This is a genomic window from Pedobacter sp. GW822-FHT03F06 (genome assembly GCF_058801365.1).
Genome location: NZ_JBXANE010000007.1, coordinates 236,933 through 257,873, shown reverse-complemented (window position 1 = coordinate 257,873; position 20,941 = coordinate 236,933). Strand labels below are relative to the sequence as shown.

Annotated in this window: 22 protein-coding genes and 1 tRNA gene; 4 read left to right on the top strand and 19 right to left on the bottom strand. The window is 37.8% G+C overall.

Annotated features, from left to right (window positions below):
• Positions 1 to 197 precede the first annotated feature (197 nt).
• The 9 genes from AC1RJ8_RS14365 to AC1RJ8_RS14325 all read right to left on the bottom strand — a co-directional run bounded on the left by AC1RJ8_RS14365 (position 198) and on the right by AC1RJ8_RS14325 (position 6,948).
• On the bottom strand, positions 198 to 1,277 hold the full coding sequence (locus AC1RJ8_RS14365; protein WP_492954416.1) for a sensor histidine kinase: 1,080 nt from the start codon (positions 1,275 to 1,277) through the stop codon (positions 198 to 200).
• A 271-nt stretch (positions 1,278 to 1,548) separates the two neighbouring features.
• Positions 1,549 to 2,280: a LytR/AlgR family response regulator transcription factor gene (locus AC1RJ8_RS14360; RefSeq protein ID WP_492954415.1), complete on the bottom strand. Its 732-nt coding sequence runs from the start codon at positions 2,278 to 2,280 to the stop codon at positions 1,549 to 1,551.
• Between the two features lie 81 nt (positions 2,281 to 2,361).
• Positions 2,362 to 2,718, bottom strand: coding sequence for a hypothetical protein (locus AC1RJ8_RS14355; RefSeq protein ID WP_492954414.1), 357 nt, complete (start codon positions 2,716 to 2,718; stop codon positions 2,362 to 2,364).
• A gap of 226 nt (positions 2,719 to 2,944) precedes the next feature.
• Positions 2,945 to 3,697 carry a LytR/AlgR family response regulator transcription factor gene (locus AC1RJ8_RS14350; protein WP_492954413.1) on the bottom strand — a complete coding sequence of 251 codons (753 nt, stop codon included), beginning with the start codon at positions 3,695 to 3,697 and terminating at the stop codon, positions 2,945 to 2,947.
• Between the two features lie 129 nt (positions 3,698 to 3,826).
• Positions 3,827 to 4,543, bottom strand: coding sequence for a signal peptidase I (lepB, locus tag AC1RJ8_RS14345; protein ID WP_492954490.1), 717 nt, complete (start codon positions 4,541 to 4,543; stop codon positions 3,827 to 3,829).
• A gap of 32 nt (positions 4,544 to 4,575) precedes the next feature.
• Positions 4,576 to 5,124: a hypothetical protein gene (locus AC1RJ8_RS14340; protein ID WP_492954412.1), complete on the bottom strand. Its 549-nt coding sequence runs from the start codon at positions 5,122 to 5,124 to the stop codon at positions 4,576 to 4,578.
• A 10-nt stretch (positions 5,125 to 5,134) separates the two neighbouring features.
• On the bottom strand, positions 5,135 to 6,223 hold the full coding sequence (locus AC1RJ8_RS14335; RefSeq protein WP_492954411.1) for a BF3164 family lipoprotein: 1,089 nt from the start codon (positions 6,221 to 6,223) through the stop codon (positions 5,135 to 5,137).
• An 80-nt stretch (positions 6,224 to 6,303) separates the two neighbouring features.
• Positions 6,304 to 6,525: a hypothetical protein gene (locus AC1RJ8_RS14330; protein WP_492954410.1), complete on the bottom strand. Its 222-nt coding sequence runs from the start codon at positions 6,523 to 6,525 to the stop codon at positions 6,304 to 6,306.
• Positions 6,526 to 6,726: 201 nt separating this feature from the next.
• The gene (locus tag AC1RJ8_RS14325; RefSeq protein WP_492954409.1) at positions 6,727 to 6,948 is read right to left on the bottom strand and encodes a hypothetical protein; all 222 of its coding nucleotides are present in this window, start codon (positions 6,946 to 6,948) and stop codon (positions 6,727 to 6,729) included.
• Between the two features lie 234 nt (positions 6,949 to 7,182).
• Between AC1RJ8_RS14325 and AC1RJ8_RS14320 the strand changes: the two genes are divergently transcribed.
• Positions 7,183 to 8,346: a TlpA family protein disulfide reductase gene (locus tag AC1RJ8_RS14320; protein WP_492954408.1), complete on the top strand. Its 1,164-nt coding sequence runs from the start codon at positions 7,183 to 7,185 to the stop codon at positions 8,344 to 8,346.
• A gap of 8 nt (positions 8,347 to 8,354) precedes the next feature.
• Here the strand turns inward: AC1RJ8_RS14320 and AC1RJ8_RS14315 are convergent, their stop codons facing one another.
• The 6 genes from AC1RJ8_RS14315 to AC1RJ8_RS14290 form a co-directional block, all read right to left on the bottom strand.
• Positions 8,355 to 10,727: an outer membrane beta-barrel protein gene (locus tag AC1RJ8_RS14315; RefSeq protein WP_492954407.1), complete on the bottom strand. Its 2,373-nt coding sequence runs from the start codon at positions 10,725 to 10,727 to the stop codon at positions 8,355 to 8,357.
• 61 nt (positions 10,728 to 10,788) lie between these two features.
• Positions 10,789 to 11,112, bottom strand: a complete 324-nt coding sequence (locus AC1RJ8_RS14310; protein WP_492954406.1) for a LytR/AlgR family response regulator transcription factor — start codon at positions 11,110 to 11,112, stop codon at positions 10,789 to 10,791.
• 635 nt (positions 11,113 to 11,747) lie between these two features.
• Positions 11,748 to 11,821 (bottom strand) — tRNA-Ala (locus AC1RJ8_RS14305).
• Positions 11,822 to 11,944: 123 nt separating this feature from the next.
• A complete protein-coding gene (locus AC1RJ8_RS14300; protein WP_492954405.1) occupies positions 11,945 to 12,151 on the bottom strand; it encodes a hypothetical protein in 207 nt (68 codons plus the stop codon).
• Positions 12,152 to 12,222: 71 nt separating this feature from the next.
• Positions 12,223 to 12,867: a CatA-like O-acetyltransferase gene (locus AC1RJ8_RS14295; RefSeq protein ID WP_492954404.1), complete on the bottom strand. Its 645-nt coding sequence runs from the start codon at positions 12,865 to 12,867 to the stop codon at positions 12,223 to 12,225.
• A complete protein-coding gene (locus AC1RJ8_RS14290; RefSeq protein WP_492954403.1) occupies positions 12,864 to 13,559 on the bottom strand; it encodes an HAD family hydrolase in 696 nt (231 codons plus the stop codon). Before AC1RJ8_RS14290 ends, AC1RJ8_RS14295 begins: the two co-directional genes overlap by 4 nt.
• 78 nt (positions 13,560 to 13,637) lie before the next feature.
• On the opposite strand from AC1RJ8_RS14290, the gene AC1RJ8_RS14285 reads away from it, so the two are divergent.
• The 3 genes from AC1RJ8_RS14285 (at position 13,638) to AC1RJ8_RS14275 (ending at position 16,397) form a co-directional block, all read left to right on the top strand.
• Positions 13,638 to 14,279 (top strand): Crp/Fnr family transcriptional regulator, encoded by a 642-nt coding sequence (locus AC1RJ8_RS14285; protein ID WP_492954402.1) that lies wholly within the window; start codon positions 13,638 to 13,640, stop codon positions 14,277 to 14,279.
• A gap of 319 nt (positions 14,280 to 14,598) precedes the next feature.
• Complete coding sequence (locus AC1RJ8_RS14280) at positions 14,599 to 15,207, top strand: hypothetical protein (RefSeq protein WP_492954401.1); 609 nt, start codon at positions 14,599 to 14,601, stop codon at positions 15,205 to 15,207.
• Between the two features lie 563 nt (positions 15,208 to 15,770).
• The gene (locus AC1RJ8_RS14275; protein ID WP_492954400.1) at positions 15,771 to 16,397 is read left to right on the top strand and encodes a carbonic anhydrase; all 627 of its coding nucleotides are present in this window, start codon (positions 15,771 to 15,773) and stop codon (positions 16,395 to 16,397) included.
• 139 nt (positions 16,398 to 16,536) lie between these two features.
• Here the strand turns inward: AC1RJ8_RS14275 and AC1RJ8_RS14270 are convergent, their stop codons facing one another.
• The 4 genes from AC1RJ8_RS14270 to AC1RJ8_RS14255 all read right to left on the bottom strand — a co-directional run bounded on the left by AC1RJ8_RS14270 (position 16,537) and on the right by AC1RJ8_RS14255 (position 20,932).
• Entirely contained in the window at positions 16,537 to 17,301 is a 765-nt protein-coding gene (locus tag AC1RJ8_RS14270; RefSeq protein ID WP_492954399.1) for an SDR family NAD(P)-dependent oxidoreductase, read from the bottom strand.
• 83 nt (positions 17,302 to 17,384) lie between these two features.
• Positions 17,385 to 18,224 carry a 5-dehydro-4-deoxy-D-glucuronate isomerase gene (gene kduI, locus AC1RJ8_RS14265; protein WP_492954398.1) on the bottom strand — a complete coding sequence of 280 codons (840 nt, stop codon included), beginning with the start codon at positions 18,222 to 18,224 and terminating at the stop codon, positions 17,385 to 17,387.
• Between the two features lie 86 nt (positions 18,225 to 18,310).
• Positions 18,311 to 19,534, bottom strand: coding sequence for a DUF2264 domain-containing protein (locus tag AC1RJ8_RS14260; RefSeq protein ID WP_492954397.1), 1,224 nt, complete (start codon positions 19,532 to 19,534; stop codon positions 18,311 to 18,313).
• A 213-nt stretch (positions 19,535 to 19,747) separates the two neighbouring features.
• Positions 19,748 to 20,932 carry a glycoside hydrolase family 88 protein gene (locus tag AC1RJ8_RS14255; protein WP_492954396.1) on the bottom strand — a complete coding sequence of 395 codons (1,185 nt, stop codon included), beginning with the start codon at positions 20,930 to 20,932 and terminating at the stop codon, positions 19,748 to 19,750.
• Positions 20,933 to 20,941 lie beyond the last annotated feature (9 nt).

Sequence of the window (20,941 nt, the reverse complement as noted above, 5' to 3'; positions counted from 1 at the left end):
TAAACGATCTTATTTATCATACATGCTTAGGAGTTGATTGAGGGATGCGTTTTTCCACATTACAGCATCATTTTGATGGTTTAAGCCAAATAAATCGAAGCATTTATCTGAAAGTACCTCCAAGAGTCGAATATAAATTACTAACTTCCGTAGAGTTGCCGGAGTTGACAATTATAAAAAGAAGATCCAAGTTTGCTTTAATCAAAGGTCATGGGAACTACAATTTGTAACTCAAATTCAATTATCCCGATATGATATTGGAAACTTACATCAGGGCCATAAGCGAAAATTAGTCTTTTATGGATATTTTCTAACCCTAAATGGTTTGATTCTGAATTCGGGGAATTACTGACCGGGTTTCGGCAAATGATTTCGAGGTGTTTTTCATGTTTGGTGATTGTGATATGAGCGTGTAGCTCTGGATGGCTAAAATCTCCGTGTTTGATCATATTTTCTGCAATCGTGAGGATGATCAATGGGATGAATTCAAGCTTGGTGATTTCTGTTGTGTGAATAAGTTCAGGAAAGTGATCATTTGGTTTTCTTAATTTGAATAATTTGAAGAAAGTTTTTACATGTGCAAGTTCTTCTCCTAAATTGATAAAAAGTCCCTGCTTATCTGCGTCGATTGCAAAGCGCATCATTCTGGACAAGTGTATGATAGCCTCAGAAGCAACTATTGGGTTGCTTGATATGGAATGGTATACGAAGTCGAGTGTATTGAATAAAAAATGAGGGTTTATTTGTGCTTTAAGGTATGCGTTTCTGGTTTCTGCTAGCTCTTGCTCAATTTTTTGCTGTACAACCTGATTATCGAAGTTTTGCTGTCTAAGTTCTTCTTTTTCTATTCTTTCCTGTTGCCTTATCTTAAAAATGTAGTATCCTGATGAAAACATCATAAAATAAATACCTCTAAATAGATTTCTTAATAGAAAATTGCGGTCAAGTGGATATTTTCCTTTGTGGGAAATTATATCGATTGCAATCAATAAGCAGTCTGCCAGATAATGTAATAGGATATAGCCAGCTAGTGCCAACAAGAGGGATGGGATTTTCCACCAAATACCTAATCTTTCACTGAATATCCAGGGTAGGCATTTGTCCGAAAGGAAATAGAAAAAGTAAATGATTACAGCGTAGTGAATGGCATAAGTAATGGGATTGCTGAATACTCCATAAATCAAGCCTACAATAATTGTTTCGTAGAAGATAAAAATTCCCCAAATCCAAACATGTATATAGTTCTTATGCCTGGTTGGAGAGAAAATCTTCATCATGTAATTGTGCTTTTTAGTGTAGGTTATCTGGCTTTGTATGTACGTTTTTTTTTTGAGTTCCGACAGGCAGCTAAGTTGCAAAAAAAACAAATTATATGAAACTTAGAACCATCAAATTAACCTCTCGTACAGTGTTCATTTACAAAAAAAGAACATCATTTCTTGAAACCAAGCTAGGAGAAACAGAACCGACAACCTTGCTCACTTCAACTGCAACGGTCTCAGGCATCAGATAGTCCATTTTGCATAGCCGTTAGCGCCATCTTAGGTGCTAGCGCCTTTTGGTTTTGATTAGTTTCTCTTGTACAAAAACTGTAAATTCTTTACGGTAATAAGCGCCAACTGTCATCTCACAGCCGTTTGACATTCTGATTGAGTTGCCCATTATGGAATCGATGTGGTCTTCGGCAATAATGAAACTTCGCTGAAACTGTAAAAAGCCCGAATGTTTACGGAGTATTTCTGCTATTTCAGTTAAGGTCATGTAGGTGAGAATTTTTCTGGTAGTGGTATGGATCATAATATAATTCAGCTTGCTTTCTACGGCGATAACATCCGAAAATTTCACGTTCAGCATTTTCTGTTTATCTTCGGTACTCTTGACTAAAAATGATTTTATTCTGGGTTGTTCATTCTCCGGGGTTTGTCCTCTGGGGAATAGCTTATTCATCGATAGCAGAAACTCGCCCAATGTGTAGGGCTTAAGGAGGTAGTCATCTGCTTCCAATTTGAATGCTTCATAGCCATATTTTGTGTGCCCGGTGGTAAAAACAAGTTTTTTTGTTCTTGACATGAGCTCTTTTGAAAGTTCTATTCCATTGATTTTTGGCATATCAATATCCAGAAGGATTAAGTCTAGCGGTTCGCATGATGCTATGTAGTTTAGCGCGATAATGGGATCTGTGTATGCACCGACTATGTTTAAGCCTTCAAAATGTTCGATGTATCGTGTCAAGCTTTCTATTGCATGTAATTCATCATCTATAATAATACAATTGTACATATTATCCCAAAATTATATTCTTTCTAAAATAGAATATTACTCCGAGGCTTACAAACTTGCGTGAAATTATTCTTTACATACTTAAGATCTGGTATTGAGTGTGGGGTTATGCTGATCGGGGCAGTACGCGCTGAGTTTTCTGAGGATTAATTTTGCTGTTCTTATCCTTAATTTAAAGTAATTGTCCATTTGGTTAAAGTCCAGGAAATGGAAGGCTGATACTTTTGGCCCCAGAATGGAGTTAAGTTTGCGGTATTTTTTACATTCTTCTATAGTGAGGAGCATATCGCGTAGTATTTCATTTGCGCTCTCGTTGTTAAATGGCAAACCACCGCGAGAAATGATCATTTTCGCCTTTTCAATGAGAAGACCAAGATAATCGTTTTCTTCAATGGTCAGGATTGCCCGTAAAAGAATCTGATCCTGAAACCTCGCCATGGATTCATGTTTATTGGGGTTTATGGATGTCATACTATTCCTGCATTAAATTCTAGGTAAAGCAGTTTAAAATATCGGGAAGCATGATTAGCTTGACCTGTTCCCGTGGAGCCTGCTATTATCTAATATGAATATATATTTCTCATGGAATATGAATATTCAACATGATATCTGAACTGTCTTTTGACCTTAACACTTTGTCAGGAAGTTACCAAATTTGACTTAATTAAATGCTACCTTTCTCATTATGCCCTTTGTAACGGGATTTTAGGAGATTTGAGGCGATAAAGTTGGAAAAACTTTTCTTGAAATGGTCTCTAACAGTGATTTCTAAGCCATTTTTCATCCGTATCGAATGGCCATCAATGTAATCTATGTGATCATAGGATATGATGAAACTTCTATGAAACTGCAAAAAACCCTTTCTTTTATCTAATATGCCAAACATTTCACTCAGTGACATATAAGTGGTAATTTTTTTTGTGTTAGTATGAATAGTTACATAATTCAGCTTACTCTCCACAGCAATTACTGATTGGTAGCTAAGGCTGACAATCCTGTTATTATCCTCTTTGCTTTTTACCAAAAAGCAGTCTTGAGATAACCCATGCATTTCTTTTTTTGCCTCGGGAAAAAGTTTGTTCATCGCAATTATAAACTCTCCAAGCGTGTAGGGCTTTAAAAGGTAATCATCGGCATCCACTTTAAAGGCATCGTATCCGTATTTTGTGTGTCCGGTTGTAAAGACCAGTTTATTCGTTTTTGACCTGATTGCCCTTGAGAGTTCAATTCCAGATATCTTAGGCATATCGACATCTAAAAAAATGATATCTACCGATGCTTCAGACTGAAGTGCTTTGAGTGCCTCACTGGGATCGCTGTACGCTGAAACAAGCTGGAACCCAGGAAAAGATTCCAGGTATCGGCTTAACCCTGCGATTGCGTGGGGCTCATCATCAATAATTACACATCTGTACATATTCGAAAAATAGCTAAATATATACAATAATCCGCATTTGCAAATGTCTTTTCTAAGGAAGTCACTCAGATTGATTATAAATGTTGTTGGTTATGATTCTGATGTTTCAATGAGATCATAGACCAAACATTACTTATTAATTGCCATTTGCCCAGATTCAATCTTTTGTTCTTTACGGTATAAAAGATAAATTACCTTCCCTATCACCTGCTCCTTTTTGATGCCCCCAAAACTTCTGGAATCAGTTGACCTTGGGCGGTTATCGCCGACCATAAAAAAATAGTCTTCCCGAAAACGGTAATTTTTAGTTCCTCTGGCAATTAGTTTCTGTAATGCTGATTCCCCAATTTCTCTTTTGACTAATGAAGAATACAATTTAATATTAGCTTCATCCAATTTGATTACCAGGCCACGCTTTGGTACAATGTATGGCCCAAAATTCTTTAAATTCCAGTATCGGTGGTACTCCTGAAAAACAGATAAGTCAAATAGCTGTCCGGAATCCTGGTTTGAATTTGTGGGGAGGCTGCCATTGTATGCATCAGTAAGCCGTATGGTACTAGAAGGCTCTGGCGCGTGAGAATTGACACTTACTTTCCAGTCCGTAATCTGCACGGTATCACCTGCAACTGCAACACATCTTTTGATATATCGGTTGTCTGCATGAGCAAAGATTAAGATATCATTTCTACTTATTTCACCGATCCGGAAAATCTTGACCAAAACCCTGTCACCATCGGCAAGGGTATTGGACATCGAGGAATGGCTAACCCTGTAAATTTTGAAAAAGAACGATCCTAATATAAACAAACACAGAAATATGGCGAGAAAGAATGCGAATATCATTCTTCCTGGCCTACATATTAATTTAAACATAGTTAGTTTTCGGCTACGTAATGATCAAATAACTTCTGCGCTTTTTCGTTGTTAAATACGCCACCGAACAATACAATCTGACGCTTCTGATTCAATAAAATGGTATCATAAGTTTTCTCGTTTAAGGGAAAATTATTTTTCGTCTTGAATGCCCAGTATTCTTTTTCGAAATAAACAGGACTTTTGAAGTTTAATTTCTTAATTGCTTCGTCGACGTAAAACCGTGTCGGTCCGCTCGCCAGAAAGATGTAATCTACAGTAGGGTCATTTTTTTTTGCTATGTATTGCTGGGCTTGGGCAAGCTCCTCTATGCATTTGTCGCAGTCTGCCATAAAATAATGCAGTACCGTGTACTTCTTTTGGTTTGGGATAACATACCAATTTTCTTTGCTTAGCAAGGCTTTATTAACCAGTTCAATCTTATCTGGGAATAAAATTGTTTTCAAAAACCAGTCGCCCATAATTCTCTGGGCATCCTCTTTACTGCTGTTTTTGCAGGATACAGCAAAAAAAATGAAGCAGATAAATGCGATTTTTTTTAAATTTTTCATTAGAGAGTTCTCAGAGGTTTGCATAAATTAGTTTGCCGTTTGATGGATTTACACTCCATATCTTACGCTTTTCATCGCCTTCTTCTATAGCAATTGTACAATAATTTTCTTTGATGGTGTAAAGAGCCTTGGGGTTGCCGTACCAGTCATATTCAAGTATTCTCGTGCCGCAGGTCATCATTTCATTTTCGCCTGAATAGAGGAAGTATATAGCATTCTTACCGGCAGACATTCCCATGTAGGCGAATTTTGTATTCTTATCCGGTACTGGTGTATACGACTTGCCTTCGTTTCTAAAAACAAAATGAGGATTAAACTTGTCAGGTCCCTGGATGCTTAATACGGGTTGAGTGCCATTAAAAAAATCAATCCGGTCAGTTGTAGTACATGCGACTACTGAGCGGTTCCTTTCTGGATTATGTATGACATTTGCCGAGTAGGCCATTGCCCGGATAAAGAAGGCCGAATTCGCATTCTCGGTTGGCCAATTAGCCGAATCATATAGGGGAAGTTCGCCAGATTTGTTGACTATTTCGGATCGATCGTTGAAATATATAAGTCTTTTTACAGGCTCAGCGTATGTTGTCGCGACAAAAAGGGTATCACATATCCATGACACGCTCTTTATTCCTTTTATACTATTTTTGAGAACAATCTCCTTTTCAGGTATATATTCTTCATTTTTAAGCGCCTGTGTAATGTTAATTTTGATTAATTTCCTTAACGTGATGTCTGTACACCAGAATTCATCCTTTTTAGTGGTCGGCAATATACTTGACACAGAGAGGCATTCGTTTTTTTCAACTCCCCTCAGCAGGAGTTTTTTGATCAGCTTTTTGGACTGGAGACCATATATATGGATAATGATCGAGTCACGAAGGTCTGATTTAACCAGAAAGGTATCAATCACTGCCAAATCCAGAACAGCCCCCAGTTGGGTATTTGTTTCTACAAACTGAAGTTCTCTTTGTTCAGGAAATGATGCTTGTGTTATAAATTTGACCTTATCATCTGCACTTTCTCCGGACCGCTTTTCTATACAGGATTGCAAAATCGCCGATAACATTATTAGCGTGGTGAGGATAGTTGAAAGTTTCATAACTGGTGTAAACGATTAAAATAAAAATGCCTGCAACAGGAATCAGTTGATTCCCAGCGCAGGCATTTCGTTAAACTGGACTAATCAACTGTTTCTTCTGTCTGGTCAGTTGCAAACGCATAACCTTGGTAGATGTTACCAGTTGCACTTGATTTACAATCAGAATTTGATTTTGGAACACATGCATCAGTTGCCTGAGCTGATAATTCTTTGAAGCTGCTCACCTCTGTTGAGAAACTGCCTACTGCTAAGGCTGCAACCATTAGTGCACCTCCTACTGAGAAAATAATTTTCTTTTTCATAATTATTGTTTTTGTTTTGATATTCAAATTTATCCGAATAAGCACACAAAACATACTGATTTAAAGTATATTAAGTATTTAAAGAGAATACACAGAATTCCTTGAAAACTGCACAGAATTTTTCATATATGTGATTTGAAGAGGTATAAAAAATACAGTCATCAGTTGTTATTCTTCTTTGATTTTCTCTTCCAAATCTGATTAATCGACGGTTTCTTCTGTTTCATCCCAAACCTCTTTGTAGCCTGGAAAAATTCCTGTTCCATCTTTCGAGACACAAACCGAGTTTGGGTCTGGAATACATCTCCCCGCTGCCTTTGCAGATAGTTCGGTTAGGCTGGTGTTATTGATTAATAAATTACTGAATGCCATGCCAGAGAGCATCAATAAGCCCCCAGCCAATAAAATAGTTTTCTTTTTCATAATTTTATTAGTTTTTTTATGTAGTCAAATTTACCTTAAGAACACGACCATAATCACTGATTTACAATACATTAAGTATTTCGGCAAATCTTTCAGAATTTATGGCTTATCCTACAGAATACTGCCTCATTGAGATTAAATAACTAATGAAAAGATCATTTTTTTAATCTATTCTGGTCTAAGATTTTAAGGGAGGCTAACTATTGTCTTCTGATTTTTTAGTATTTTACCGCTATGAAAAATATGGGATCCTATATCGCTTTAAGTATGGTCTACTTCTTATTCAGTTTTTCGACGGCTAAAAGCGATACCGCGGATGAAATGTTGAAAAAGTTAAGTTTGAAGCTTTCTACTCAAAAAAGTATCACCTATTATCAGAAACGAATAATCAATAATCCGATGGTTAGGGAAACCAGTATTTATGAAGGTGAGGTACATCTTGACTACCGTTATCCTGGCAGCGGTTTGGATTGTAGGTTCCAGTTTCAGAACGAACAATTTTTACTGGTGTTTAACGGAAGCGAGGATTTTGAATGCGATAAGGTTTCCAAAACCCTGATCATAAAAAAGCCCGAAGAATCTCTCTTTAATGGCTATAGTTTTCTCAATAACTCTTTATATACACTAAGAAAAGCATTGCCTGGAATTATTGAAAATAAAAATATTATTAAATCAATTGGGGACACAATAGTGGATAACATTCCCCTGATTCGAATCAGTTTTTCAATGCAGGAGACCCTCATTGATAATCTTGGAGATATAAAACCGATAGATAAGGGATTAGAAACAAGGTATCAGTTGTTGGTTGATAAACAAAATTATTTGCCTTACTTGTTTATCCGTCAAAATAATCGCAATAAATATTCAGTCAAAGTATTTTTTACGCAGATTAAAGAAGCAGACCAATCGCCTCCGGATAGTAGCTGGTTCTATTCAAATTATCAAAAGGAATATAAATTGGTGGCAGAAGAAAAGTTCAACCTGATTTTGCCCAATAGTGATGTAAAGGATTGGAAACTCCCATTAATCGGCTCTGCGGGTCAAGTATCCTTAAACAGTGATTATAAGGGAAAATTCGTTCTGATGGAGTTCTGGATTCGTAATTGTAGTTACTGCATCTCTGCAGTTGATGTACTCAATGGGATGCAAAAGCTCTACGGAAAGGAAAAGCTTGCCATCGTCGGGATCAACATACATGATCCCGAAAACCGCATAGCAGATTTCATGCAACAATATCAGGTGGCCTATCCAGTTGTTTCCGGAGGCGATGATGTTCGCAGGTCATTAGGGGTCGGGGCCTATCCAACTGTAGTGCTGGTAGGCCCCAATCGAAAGGTGATTCATGCTGGAATTTTAGATAAGGCGATATTACAAAAAGTATTAAAGGACAATCTTTGATTCTTTTATTATTTCACTTGGTCATCGTTAGAAATCACCCTTTTGCTTTTATCGACTGCTTTTTTTAGCTTCCCGAAACGATAACTCAGTGATAGAGAATAATTCCTGAAATAATTGTAATTAACTGAAGAAAGGGCAAAACTATTGGTTTGGGTATTGGTTTCAATCATCCTGAGTTTTTGGAATGGGTTGGTTACATTTGCCGAGATGTTGCCAGCGCCCTTCAGAAAATTTCTGCTTAAGCCCAGAGAGGAATAAAAGTAGTCATTTGCTTTCCCTTGCAAAATAATTGTGGGGCTGTAGTAGCCTCCATTTGCGGTCGCTCTCCAGTCCTTAAGAAATTTATAGGAAAGATAACCATAACTAAGTCCTTGGAATCCTCGGTTGCTCAGGGTCTCTCCATCAATCTCGCCCTGAAGTCTGACGTGGGTAACGCTGCCGGAAACGGTAAGGGTCAGCGCCTGAGATATGGGGTAACTGAAATTAAGATAGAGGTTCAGGTTTTTGTTGCGCCCAATATTCCTGTAGCTTGATATACTGATCGTATCGATTAGGTAGGAAGAGATCGTTTGGATGGTATTTCTTGCAAAGGAATAAGACATATTTAGGCTTAAGGAGATTTTTTTGAAATAACTATAACTGATTTCAATATTATTATTCAACACTGGCTCCAGCATCGGGTTCCCTGTGCTATAAAAGCGCGAATTTGATTTGTCAACAAAGGGGTTAAGCTGCCTAATCCCTGGTCTTTGAACACGTTGGTTAAAGCTTAGATTAATGTTACTGTTGTTTGCAAAAATGCGTTGTATGGAAATCGTTGGCAGAAGGTTATAATAATCCTGGGTAAAGTTTTGATTTGAAATTTCCAGGCTTCCATTTAATGAAGTTCCCTCAAACCTGAGCCCTAAACCAAAACCCCATTTTTTCAGTTTATAACGGTAAGCGTTATAGGCGCTATAAATCTGCTGACTGTAATCAAAATTCCCCATTTCGGAGACATTAGGATCAATATTATTCTGATCGGTGTTGTAGCTTTCGAATAGACTGATGCTTTCACTACCTCGTCGGATGTATTTAATGCCGAATTCAGTATTTATCTTACGATAAGGCTGAACATAATCAATCTGAACGGTGTTTTCAGAGGAAGCATAATCGTTTCTCTGATTTGGTGCGATTGCAGTTCCAGTTGTTCCGCTGAGTAATTCATTCAATATATCCTCCCTGTTCCTATATGACATAAAACGGTAAGAAAAGGTCAGTAGTTTATTTTTTTTGTTTTTAAAGCCTAGTTGGTAGTTGAGCGTGATATCGACCCCATGATCTTGTGCTTTTTTGCTATTGGCTAACTGATAGCCCTCCAGTAAATTGTGATTGGTGTCGAAAATAGATGTTGATTGATCATTGATTCTCTTGGAGCTGCTAGGTGTGAAACCAAAGGAACTAGTGATAAGGTTTAAGCTGTCGATAGCATAGCTAAGATAAGTAGTAGAATAAATTGAATTCCCTGTAAATGAACCGGTTCCGGTTTGCTGCAGATCAGAAAACACTGGTTCTTTTCCTAACAATGATTTCGTAAAACCGGTTTCTGGTGCGTTTTCACTTGAACCACTGATAAAAACCGTTGCGCCAAATTTTGATTGACGATAATTTAATGATCCATTTGTATTGGAGAGTAGTTTTCCGACACTAGCACCTACACTGGCATTATATCCATCCGATAAGCTTTTTTTCATAACAATATTGAGTATTCCGGTAAGTCCCTCTGAATCGTACTTTGCCGGTGGAACAGTGATGACTTCTATTCGGTCGATGTTGGCAGCCGGAATGCTCTTGAATATATCCCTTGGATTTCGTACGAAGAGAGATGACTGGCGGCCGTCTAAAAGGACTCGAAAATTGGAATTTCCTTTCATTTGGACCTCATCATCCGCTGTCAGAGAAAGTAAAGGTACTTTTCTGATTATATCAAACAAACTAACACTTTTGCTATCCGGGTCAGCTTGTACATCGTAGATAATGCGATCAATATCCTGTCTAATGAGGGGCCTTGAGGAATTAACAGTTACTTCTTTTAAATCTGTTGTACCTGCTTTGAGTTTTATATCTTCGATATTTAAAATGCCTTCCTTTTTCTGGAGCCTGGAGATATCTACGTATTTTTCCTGATAACCCACTATGGTGATAATTAACGATTGGTAAACTGAACTGCTAATAACTAAATGATACTCCCCCTTTTGATCTGTTGTTGTTGTATTTAATGTGGCTTTTTTTCCATCTATAAGCCTTACGGTTGCTAATTTGATAGGCGTTAAGGAAACAGAATCGATGATAATTCCACGAATGCGGATTTCGGACTGTTGTGCTTTAGAGATAATAGTCAAATGGATCAAGAATATAAGAACAGAGACTTGCTTAACGGGCTTCATTTTTAACATTGTTGTATTAGTAAATCATTGCAATTAATTTTTTCAGGGATATGGTAAAAGGTATTGTCATATCACCGTGAAGCTTTAAGCTTTTCTCTTTTTTATTGATGTTTTTGATATGGTACATATTAACCAGGTAAGATTGATTAACTCTTATGAATTCAGGCCTTGCAAGATCTTTTTCGAATTTTGCTAATGATTTGACTAGCAGATACTGATCTCCTTCAGACAAATGCAGGTGGGTATAATAATTGTCGGATTTACAGAAAATGATATCCATAGGGTCAACCAGGTGGATAACATTGTTGTGCGGAACAACAAGCCTTTGGGTTTGAGTCATATTATAGAAAATAAGCGTTAAAAATCTATTAGTTATTGTAATTCTCTTTGAGAATTGTTTTCCCAGTTGAAACAGCGTGGATCAGTGGAAAAAGGAAAAGACGTAGGGTAAAAGAGCATATCGTTTTCATAGTATTAAACTTATCTAGTTTTTAACTTAGATGATAATATTTTATACATATAGGTGATTTATCTATATCAGCGAGTGAAACTCAGGGAATTCGATACTAATTTGAAATATTGATTCTTATTTATTTTATTTTTTCTGTAATTACACTCGTACTGCGTGAAATACAATTAGGATTATTATCAGTGTCTCTTCCTGCTATAGCTTGTCATTAAAAACTGAAAAATGGCAACAAAAAGCAAACACTAGACAGAGTTAGCAAAACTTTAGGCATCCAAAAAGTAAGGATTAAGAACTTTCTTATCCCTTACCTAAATTCGACTTAAAATGTGACTGACGTTCAGGAAACCCAATGTTTTCTGGATTTTCTTTAGAAGAATATTGATTTTTTCGTCGCGCCAGACGGGGTGAATTTTGGTTCCTGGGGCGTTTAGAGGAAGACTCTTGTCAGCGTTACTGAACCAAAAAAGCAGCTAAATTGCTGCTTTTCAGTTCGATAAATTTATCTGTGGAGAATATCGGATTCGAACCGATCACCTCTTCACTGCCAGCGAAGCGCTCTAGCCAAATGAGCTAATCCCCCAATTTTAAATATTCAATAACCAAAAAAATTAAATAATCATTCAGTAATTGAAACAAGCTTCCTGCCTGAGCAGCAAAAATAGCAAATACTTTCTCGAATGCAAATCATAATTCATTTTTTTAATTAATCTTTAGGTTTAAAAGCCAACATGGCCATTAAACAGATTACAGTAAAAACCGATTGCATAGGATAATTGATAAACAGAAAAAGTACAAATGTGGCAATAAGTAACAGCACAAAAAACATAATGGCCTTAAAAGCGGTATCCATAAAACACATCGCTACAATGGCCAAAAGATAAAAAGGAATAATAACGGCAGCTATAAACATCACCGAAAATAAATTCCTAATATTAACCGAACATTAATTATCCTTTAGGTTTAATTCCTTAAAGTTTTGAATTAAATATATTCGTTAACCTCTTTTTTGTTTAATAATTCCTGATAGGCATCTACAAACTGTGCAACGTTATAACCATCCATCAAGGCATGGTTTACATGTATAGAAACCGACATTATTTTTCTTCCGTTTTCATCCCTAACCTTACCAAAGGATATTTTAGGACAGCTATCCTGATAAGCAAAATTGCGGGCATGCGATAAGGAAGTAAAATTTAACCAGGGCAAAGCCGAATAGTGAATTACATTTTCGCCTGATGAGGAAGGGATTAAACCTGTGCCGGTCTGTACCTTTTCGATCTCTTTGTTGGCTGCTGTTCTAAAATCTTCAAAATCCTTGTAGAAATCCATGTAGCCAAATCCAAATGTACCATTTGGTCTGTTGATGGTAGCCGCGGCATTTACACTATTGTATTTCCAAACTTCGCCATCAATAATGCGGTAACAAAAAGGTTCTATCCGATTTGCAGCAACCAGCGATTTGTGCAGATAAAGCAGGAAAAAAGAAATGTTATTTTCTTTTGCTTCTTCGTAGGTAGCAGTACAGTCTACCTCTACGGTTACGCCAAAGAAAGGTTCATCAAAGGCGCTAAAAAATTTAAAATGATCTTTTCTGATCCAGGTGTTTATATCTATTTTTTCTTTCATTCAATTAATTTTGGCAAAATCTCAGATAGGCTTTCCATCTGATAAAAATTTACATGTTCAATGGTGTGATCGATATGCTCATGCACCCATGTGGTATGGAATGGGATGTGAACTGCATGTCCGCCAATATTTAGCACCGGTAAAACATCCGATTTTAAGGAGTTGCCCAGCATTAAAAACTCCTCGGGTTTACAATCCAGGTGTTTGATCAGTTTTTGATAATCTTTTTCCTGTTTATCGCTCATGATTTCGATATGGTGAAAATAGTGATCAAGTCCTGATTTGGTGAGCTTACGCTGTTGATCGAGCAGGTCGCCTTTCGTGGCAACCACTAATCTGTATTTTCCGTGCAGGGCTTTAAGTACATCTTCTACCCCATCAAGCAGTTCGACTGGTTTATTGAGCATTTCCTGTCCAAGTGCTATCGCTTTACTAATCACTATAGGATCTATTTTACCATCAGTTATTCTCAAAACTGTTTCGATCATGCTCAAAACAAAACCCTTGATCCCGTAGCCGTAAAGTGGTAAATTGGCAATCTCTGTTTTGTAAAGTTCGGTAAGGACGCTATGATGGGGCATAAAATCTTCTAAAAGACCTGCAAACTGTTCTTCCGTTTCGCGGAAATAAGGTTCGTTTACCCAAAGGGTATCATCAGCATCAAAAGCAATTACGGTAATTTGATTTTTCATTGTTATGCTTACTTTTAATGCGACAAAAGTAACGCAACTAAGACTGCTAAAAAAGGACATTTGTCTTGACTGAAAAATATGCTACGAACCAATCTTACTTTCTTATCCTTTATCGAACGTTTTTGTACCGAAAGTGAAGAGGGAACCATTACACTTAAAAACTTTAAAGCGGGTTATAGATTTATTGAACAGGGAGAAAAAATAAACAACATTTACATCATTAAGGATGGGATTAGCAAATGTTTTATTTCTGAGGAAAACGGCAAGGATTTTATTATCGAATTTTTAGGTAAGGGCGAGGTGGTTGGCGAATTAGAAGCTTTAAAAAAGATGGATTGTTTGTGTAACGTAGCAGCAATAAGTGATGTTACAGCCTACGTTATCCCTAATCACCTATTCCTTTCCCTGATTAATAAAAGTAGCGAATTTACTACAATCTTACTCCAGGAATTGTCTACCAGAATTATACAAACCAGTACACGGGCATCCTTCCAACAGCTATATACCTTAGAATATGCACTTTTAAAATTGCTTAAACTACAGGCGGATGAGCATATCTCCATCTCTAAAGAAGACATGGCTGCCTACCTGGGCATCTCCGTAAGAAGCTTTAACAGAAGCTTAAAGCAGGTGATAGATAAAGGTGGTTTTGATACGCCCGAATTTAAAAACATCCTACAGCTAAGCAACATGAAAAAGCTGCTCGAAAGATTAAAATAATCAACGTATTTATGGTATAATTATTGCTCAGAAGATAATTTTAAAACTAGCTGTAACGTTTCGGTAATCCGACCCGTTTATATAGTAAAAAATTAAGCGCTGTTTTTGCGCATATGACGACACACAAATAACCATATATACAAATGAAAAACTGCAACTACCAATTCACCTTAAGATTTCCAAGTTAATCGATATTGAGGAGTGGTATCTATTTAGAATGGATCGCTCTGCAATGTATTGATATCCTTAATTATCATTTAATAAAGCCTATGGCAATTGCCCATTCGCGATAATTGATTTCAGCTAATCTTAACAAAACATGAGTGCTTATATAAACATTTACACCAATTCATTAACAGACGATCTTATCCCAACAATTTTAAAACGTTTAAATGAACATGAAAATGTTCTGGATATTAACTCCTCTTTTTCATTTAGAAACCCGAATGGAAACTTGCCAATCGTTTTTAAATGGGACAAACCCAGTTTGGAAATATTTAACGAAAATAACCTAAAACTAAATTTTAGCGTATCCCTTAAATTATTCGACCTTAAGGAGTACAAGAAAAAGCTTTTTAAAGACAAAATCATCAAACAGAGTTTTGTACAAAAGATACTGGGGTTATTTAAAAAGAAAAAAAGAAAGGTTGCAAAACCTGTAAAACTGAGCGCAGAGGTTGAAGCTCAGCTTCAAAATTATAATAAAGTATTTTCTTTAAAATATCATTCGGGTGATGTTTTCGAAAATCACTTTGCAACCTTAATCGGTGCAATTATTACCGAGCTAACTAATGGCGTTTGTCATTTTACCCAAGAAAACATGTGGTATGATGCTAAAAATGTATTAAGAGAATCGTTGGTTAACTTATACACACTTGAAGAACTGCCAAACCACATCAATAAGAATGCAGTAGCAGTTGCGAGCTAAAAACCAATTAAGCCAATATCACTACCTGTTAAGCAATTAGGATTGTTGATATTGGCTTTTTTTATGGTGATTATTCTTAATGGCCTTAGTTCAATTGCTGAATCAATATTCTTCCCTAAAGGAGATAAGCCCTTATCCTTAAAGCTACAGGATAAGTGACGATATCTACATCACTCCCTTTTTTTAATCTCCATATTAGATTTCTTCTCCACTCCCGTTAAACCATGAAACATTTAAGCGTAAAACTTGTTAGTGTAAACTAATAAGAAGAAAATATGTCTGATATTTTAACTATAAATGGAAGTGCCAGGTTAAACGGAAATACACAACAGTTTATAAACAAACTCACCCAGGAATGGATTTACAACACCTTTTATTATGACAGCTAATTATTTGGCAATGGATTTTAAGGGTCATGTTTATTTCAATTCGGACCTAACAATTACCAATGAAGAACTTGCCGAAATCAGGAAATCTTTTTTTAGTTTTATATCAGTTTAGGTACCTTTTATTTAACACTTATCATAATTTATATATCCCAAAATTCTATTTAAAGCAAAAGCATGAATGTAGAAGAAGTTTTTAAGAACAACGAAAAATGGATTGCCGAGAAACTGGCCATTAATCCTGATTATTTCACTGAATTATCTAAAGGTCAGAGCCCTGAGTTTTTGTACATCGGCTGTTCAGATAGTCGGGTTACAGCAGAAGATTTAATGGGTATACAACCAGGCCAGGCTTTTGTACACCGAAATGTAGCCAACCTGGTAAACAACGTAGATTTAAACGTGATGACGGTTTTAAATTACGCGGTACGCCATTTAAAAGTTAACCATATTGTGGTTTGCGGCCATTACAATTGTGGAGGCGTTAAAGCAGCCATGCAGCCTGCAGATTTGGGCATATTAAACCCTTGGTTAAGAAATATCCGCGATGTATATCGCATCCATAAAGACGAACTGAATGCCATTGAAGACGAAAGTCTTCGTTATAACAGATTGGTAGAACTCAACGTTCAGGAGCAATGCGTTAACCTGTTAAAAACCGCAGCAGTACAGGAGGCCATTGCCGAACGGGGATTAACCGTTCAAGGTTGGGTATTTGATATCCACACTGGTCGCTTAATTGACCTGAAGATCGATTTCGAAAAGATTCTGAAAGATATTAAGGAGATTTATAACCTTTATTAGTCCATAGTCATAAGTCCGAAGTCTTAAGTCCTAACGACATAAAAACCCCCGCAAGTTTAAAACTTACGGGGTTTTATTATCTTCGGATTACTACGCTGGACTTCTGACTCAAGACTGAGGACTTCCGACTCAAGACTGACTAACGTCCCATCCAACCGCCATCAACGGTCAAAATTGTTCCGTGAACATAATCGCTGGCAGGTGAGGCCAGGAATAATGTTGGTCCTTTAAAATCTTCTGGTGTTCCCCATCTTCCGGCAGGAATACGCGATAAGATAGAAGTGCTTCTATCCTGATCTTCGCGTAAAGCAGAAGTATTATCTGTTGCAATATAACCGGGTGCAATTGCATTTACATTTACGCCTTTTGATGCCCACTCGTTTGCAAAAGCTTTGGTTAAAGATGCGATTGCACCTTTACTTGCTGCATAACCGGGAACAGTAATTCCACCCTGGAACGACAGTAAGGATGCCGTGAAAATTACTTTTCCGCTTCCTCTTGCAATCATTTCCCTTCCGATTTCGCGGGTTAAAATAAATGGTGCAGTTTGGTTTACCGCAATTACTTCATCCCAATACTCATCCGAATGCTCAGCAATTGGCTGACGTAAAATCGTTCCGGCATTATTGACCAAAATATCGATAACCGGATGATTGGCCTTTACCTGAACGGCGAAAGCCAGTGTATTTTCGCGTTTACCAAAATCGCACTGGTAAGCATAAAACTTTCTACCCAGTGCTAAAACTTCTTTTTCTATAGCGCTACCTTCTAATTCAAGACTGGCAGAAACACCGATAATATCGGCACCTGCTTCGGCCAAAGCTAAAGCCATTGCTTTTCCTATTCCTCTTTTACAACCGGTAACTAATGCAGTTTTACCTGCTAAATTAAATATGTTAGACATGTTCTTTATTCTATGATGCATTTAAAAAGCTCTCTCTCCCGAAAGTTCAGGACTGTGCTCCAGTCGAGATGACGAGTGTAAATTTATTTCAGTTCGGTGATGGCACAGTGATCCATATCGCCATAATCTAAATTTTCGCCAGCCATACCCCAAATAAAGGTATAGTTGCTTGTGCCTGCACCTGAATGGATTGACCAGTTCGGCGAAATAACCGCCTGATCACTTTGCATCCAGATGTGGCGGGTTTCTTGTGGCTGGCCCATAAAGTGGCAAACACTCTGCCCTTTCGGAACTTCGAAATAGAAATAAGCTTCCATCCTCCTATCATGTGTATGTGCAGGCATGGTATTCCAAACACTGCCCGACTTTAACTCGGTCATACCCATTTGCAATTGGCAGGTTGGCAAAACACTGTTCACTAACAATTTATTTATTATCCTATGGTTTGCAGTTTCAGGCGTGCCCAATTCTACAATCTCTGCTTCCGCTTTGCTTACTTTTTTGTTAGGATAAGTGTGGTGTGCAGGGGCAGAATTAATGTATAACTTAGCCGCCTCACCTGGTATGGCAGATTCAAAAAACACTTCTTTTGTACCCTTACCAATGTACAAAGCCTCTTTATAATCCAGTTCGTATTTTTCGCCGTCAGCGGTAACGATTGCTTTTCCACCTACATTGATAATACCCAGTTCCCTACGCTCTAAAAAGTAGGTCGCTTTTAAATCATCAGGATTTGGAAGTGCTATTTTCTGATCAACAGGCATTGCACCACCAACAATATATCTGTCAAAATGAGATAAAGTTAGGTTTACCTGGTTGGCCTCAAATACGTTTTCGATCAAGAAATTATCCCGCAAAGCTGCGGTATCCATTTGTTTAACTTCTTTAGGGCTTTGCGCGTAACGGCTTTCGAATTTGTTCATTGGTTAAAAATTGAGTTTTGCGATGGGACCTGAACCGATATCAGATCCTATCCGCAAATATATTTATACGATACTTATTATTTGTATTAATACTCAACTTTATAATCCTTTTTTATCGTTTCTCCACTCCAGGCTTTTAAACTGGTCCAGGGTGCGGGTGCATCTGTCCAAAATTTATTATCGGCAGGTAAACCCAAGGTTAAAAAGCCTAAGGTGGCCATGTATAAACTTCCGGTAGAAGTATAGGTATCAGCCACTTCTGGTTGATGACCGTTAAAACCAAGCACCAACCATCCGTTAGCATCAAAATTTTGCTTTCCATCGTACAATTTATGCATTACAGCCGTTAAGCCGCCACGAACTTGTGATGGTTTTACATATTCAGGCAATTTCTCTATTAGCGCTGTTTGCGCCAGGGCCTGAAAGGCAGCTGTGCGGTAAGTAATGGAACGGCCATAAGCTGGATAAGTACCTTCTGGTGAGATAATCCTTTCCAAATATTCAGAATAACGCACCATTCTTTTCAAGGCTATATCATAATCGGCTTGAGACGCCCTTTTTTTATCTACCAATACCTTTAAAAGATCAACCAGCATGGGGTGAATCACGTAAGAGTTATAATAATCCATGCTAAATTTTTCGCCGTCACTGTACCAGCTATCACCAACGTACCATTCTTTCATTTTATTGATCGAAAACTGAACGCGGGCAGGATCATACTGCTCGCCGATGCTCAATAGAAAACCTTCGGTTAAGCCCGAAAACAAAAGCCAGTTATTATAAGCACCGCTGCGGGTACGTAGCGATTTAAACTCTTCTATAAATCTTTTTTTGGTCAGCTCATCAAGTGGTTCCCAAAGTGCCTTTGGTGCGCGCAAGAAAGCGTGTGCAACATAAGCCGCATCAACAATGGGCTGACTTTCTGAGCGATAACTGATATAATCAGGACTCTCGGGATTTACCGAATTGGCCAAAGCTTTCAAAAGTTCGGTACGCATGGTTTTTCTAAGTTTACCTTCTGCTGTGTCATCATCAGGCAAAGCCAGCCATGGTGCAACTCCTGCAATGGTACGTCCCAGTGCCTCAAGATATGTCACTTTAGCCGCATTTAAGCCATAGCCCGGGGCTTTTTCTAATGGCATATTCTTTTTTAAAGTTTCATTAGCCAGGTTATGGATTACCGGGTAAGCGATGCGGTTTAAGGTTTTAACCCAAAAAGCACGGTCTTCAGCACCTGTTGTAGGTTTCTTTTGTGCATTTGCCAACTGAGAAAAAATCAGCAGGGCAGAAAAAATCAGTTTGTATTTCATTATAATTGTTTTAATCAATTTTGTAAATAGCTTAAATTCCATTGATATACAATGAAGTGACGATGACAAGCTGAGGGGGAGTCGTCATTGCGAGAAGGCTTTTTCAGCCGACGAAGCAATCTTACAACGATCGCTATTAGCGTGCGCTTTAAGATTGCTTCGTGCCTCGCAATGACGACTCTTTTTTATTGAAATCCTCTCATTTATCAATCTTTACAAATACCATTTTTTATATCTCGCCAAAGCCTCTAAGTAGTAGTAATCGGCATAAACCAAAGGCACATCTATTTCGCTGTTTAATGGATAAGCTCCGGTGCTGTGCATTAACAAAAAGCCTCCGTTTTCACCTAATTTAGCATGATAAGCACTGCTCGAAAGCGAATAGATCATGGTTTCTGCCGCAGATTTAAATTCAGTTTTCTCGCTTCCTGAAGTGTACTGACCAAGCTCTAACAATGCCGAAGCCATAAGCGCACCTGCAGAAGCATCGCGTTTGGCAAAAGGAATACCCTGCGCATCGAAATCCCAGAAGGGTATTTTATCGGCAGGTAAATTGGGATGATTTAATATAAAGTGTGCAATACCTTTTGCCTGTTTTAAATAGATAGGTTTTTTGGTAAAACGGTACATCATAGTATAGCCATACAAAGCCCAGCCCTGCCCACGCGACCATGCAGAACAGTTTGCGGCACCCTGCCATGTGGCTTTCCTGATTACTGCTCCGGTTTCCGGATTATAATCGACCACGTGAAAAGAACTGAAATCGGGACGGAAATGGTTTTTTAAAGCCGTGTTGGCGTGGATAACCGATATTTCTTTATACTTTTTATCGCCACCATTATCGCTTACCCAGTTCATCATTTCCAGGTTCATCATATTATCAATAATTACCGGACACTCCCACAGTTTGCTTTTGTTCCATGATTGGATCGATTTTACCACCGGGCGGTACCGCGTTGCCAAAGATTCTGCAGAACGCTGAATCACAGCCTTGTATTCTGGTTTGCCGGTTAAACGGTAAGCATTACCAAAGCTACAGAACATCATAAAACCCAAATCGTGGTTTCCCGTATAGGTCTGGTTTGGTTCTATTACTTTTAAGGCTTTCTCAGCCTCTTGTTTAATATCTGCATTTTTGGTCTGTTCGTATATATACCACAAACTGCCAGAATAAAAGCCACTGCACCACCATTTAATATCGTAATTTACGGGTTTTCCATTTTCGAAAGTCTGAGGCGTTTTCCCTTCAGGAATATTTTTACCCAGCACTTTATACTGATCGACGGCGAATTTAAATTCATCGTTAATTAACTGGGCCATCGGCTTTTTCTCGGTCTGGGCAAATGAAACTGAACTGCCAAGCATCAGCAATGCGACAGCGAAATTGATTTTTTTCATAATTTAATA

What these genes read in the sequence shown, in the direction of transcription:
- AC1RJ8_RS14365 (WP_492954416.1), bottom strand. Translation starts at nt 1,277, where the DNA reads ATGATGAAGATTTTCTCTCCAACCAGGCATAAGAACTATATACATGTT.
- AC1RJ8_RS14360 (WP_492954415.1), bottom strand. Translation starts at nt 2,280, where the DNA reads ATGTACAATTGTATTATTATAGATGATGAATTACATGCAATAGAAAGC.
- AC1RJ8_RS14355 (WP_492954414.1), bottom strand. Translation starts at nt 2,718, where the DNA reads ATGGCGAGGTTTCAGGATCAGATTCTTTTACGGGCAATCCTGACCATT.
- AC1RJ8_RS14350 (WP_492954413.1), bottom strand. Translation starts at nt 3,697, where the DNA reads ATGTACAGATGTGTAATTATTGATGATGAGCCCCACGCAATCGCAGGG.
- lepB (WP_492954490.1), bottom strand. Translation starts at nt 4,543, where the DNA reads ATGATATTCGCATTCTTTCTCGCCATATTTCTGTGTTTGTTTATATTA.
- AC1RJ8_RS14340 (WP_492954412.1), bottom strand. Translation starts at nt 5,124, where the DNA reads ATGAAAAATTTAAAAAAAATCGCATTTATCTGCTTCATTTTTTTTGCT.
- AC1RJ8_RS14335 (WP_492954411.1), bottom strand. Translation starts at nt 6,223, where the DNA reads ATGAAACTTTCAACTATCCTCACCACGCTAATAATGTTATCGGCGATT.
- AC1RJ8_RS14330 (WP_492954410.1), bottom strand. Translation starts at nt 6,525, where the DNA reads ATGAAAAAGAAAATTATTTTCTCAGTAGGAGGTGCACTAATGGTTGCA.
- AC1RJ8_RS14325 (WP_492954409.1), bottom strand. Translation starts at nt 6,948, where the DNA reads ATGAAAAAGAAAACTATTTTATTGGCTGGGGGCTTATTGATGCTCTCT.
- AC1RJ8_RS14320 (WP_492954408.1), top strand. Translation starts at nt 7,183, where the DNA reads ATGAAAAATATGGGATCCTATATCGCTTTAAGTATGGTCTACTTCTTA.
- AC1RJ8_RS14310 (WP_492954406.1), bottom strand. Translation starts at nt 11,112, where the DNA reads ATGACTCAAACCCAAAGGCTTGTTGTTCCGCACAACAATGTTATCCAC.
- AC1RJ8_RS14300 (WP_492954405.1), bottom strand. Translation starts at nt 12,151, where the DNA reads ATGTTTATAGCTGCCGTTATTATTCCTTTTTATCTTTTGGCCATTGTA.
- AC1RJ8_RS14295 (WP_492954404.1), bottom strand. Translation starts at nt 12,867, where the DNA reads ATGAAAGAAAAAATAGATATAAACACCTGGATCAGAAAAGATCATTTT.
- AC1RJ8_RS14290 (WP_492954403.1), bottom strand. Translation starts at nt 13,559, where the DNA reads ATGAAAAATCAAATTACCGTAATTGCTTTTGATGCTGATGATACCCTT.
- AC1RJ8_RS14285 (WP_492954402.1), top strand. Translation starts at nt 13,638, where the DNA reads ATGCTACGAACCAATCTTACTTTCTTATCCTTTATCGAACGTTTTTGT.
- AC1RJ8_RS14280 (WP_492954401.1), top strand. Translation starts at nt 14,599, where the DNA reads ATGAGTGCTTATATAAACATTTACACCAATTCATTAACAGACGATCTT.
- AC1RJ8_RS14275 (WP_492954400.1), top strand. Translation starts at nt 15,771, where the DNA reads ATGAATGTAGAAGAAGTTTTTAAGAACAACGAAAAATGGATTGCCGAG.
- AC1RJ8_RS14270 (WP_492954399.1), bottom strand. Translation starts at nt 17,301, where the DNA reads ATGTCTAACATATTTAATTTAGCAGGTAAAACTGCATTAGTTACCGGT.
- kduI (WP_492954398.1), bottom strand. Translation starts at nt 18,224, where the DNA reads ATGAACAAATTCGAAAGCCGTTACGCGCAAAGCCCTAAAGAAGTTAAA.
- AC1RJ8_RS14260 (WP_492954397.1), bottom strand. Translation starts at nt 19,534, where the DNA reads ATGAAATACAAACTGATTTTTTCTGCCCTGCTGATTTTTTCTCAGTTG.
- AC1RJ8_RS14255 (WP_492954396.1), bottom strand. Translation starts at nt 20,932, where the DNA reads ATGAAAAAAATCAATTTCGCTGTCGCATTGCTGATGCTTGGCAGTTCA.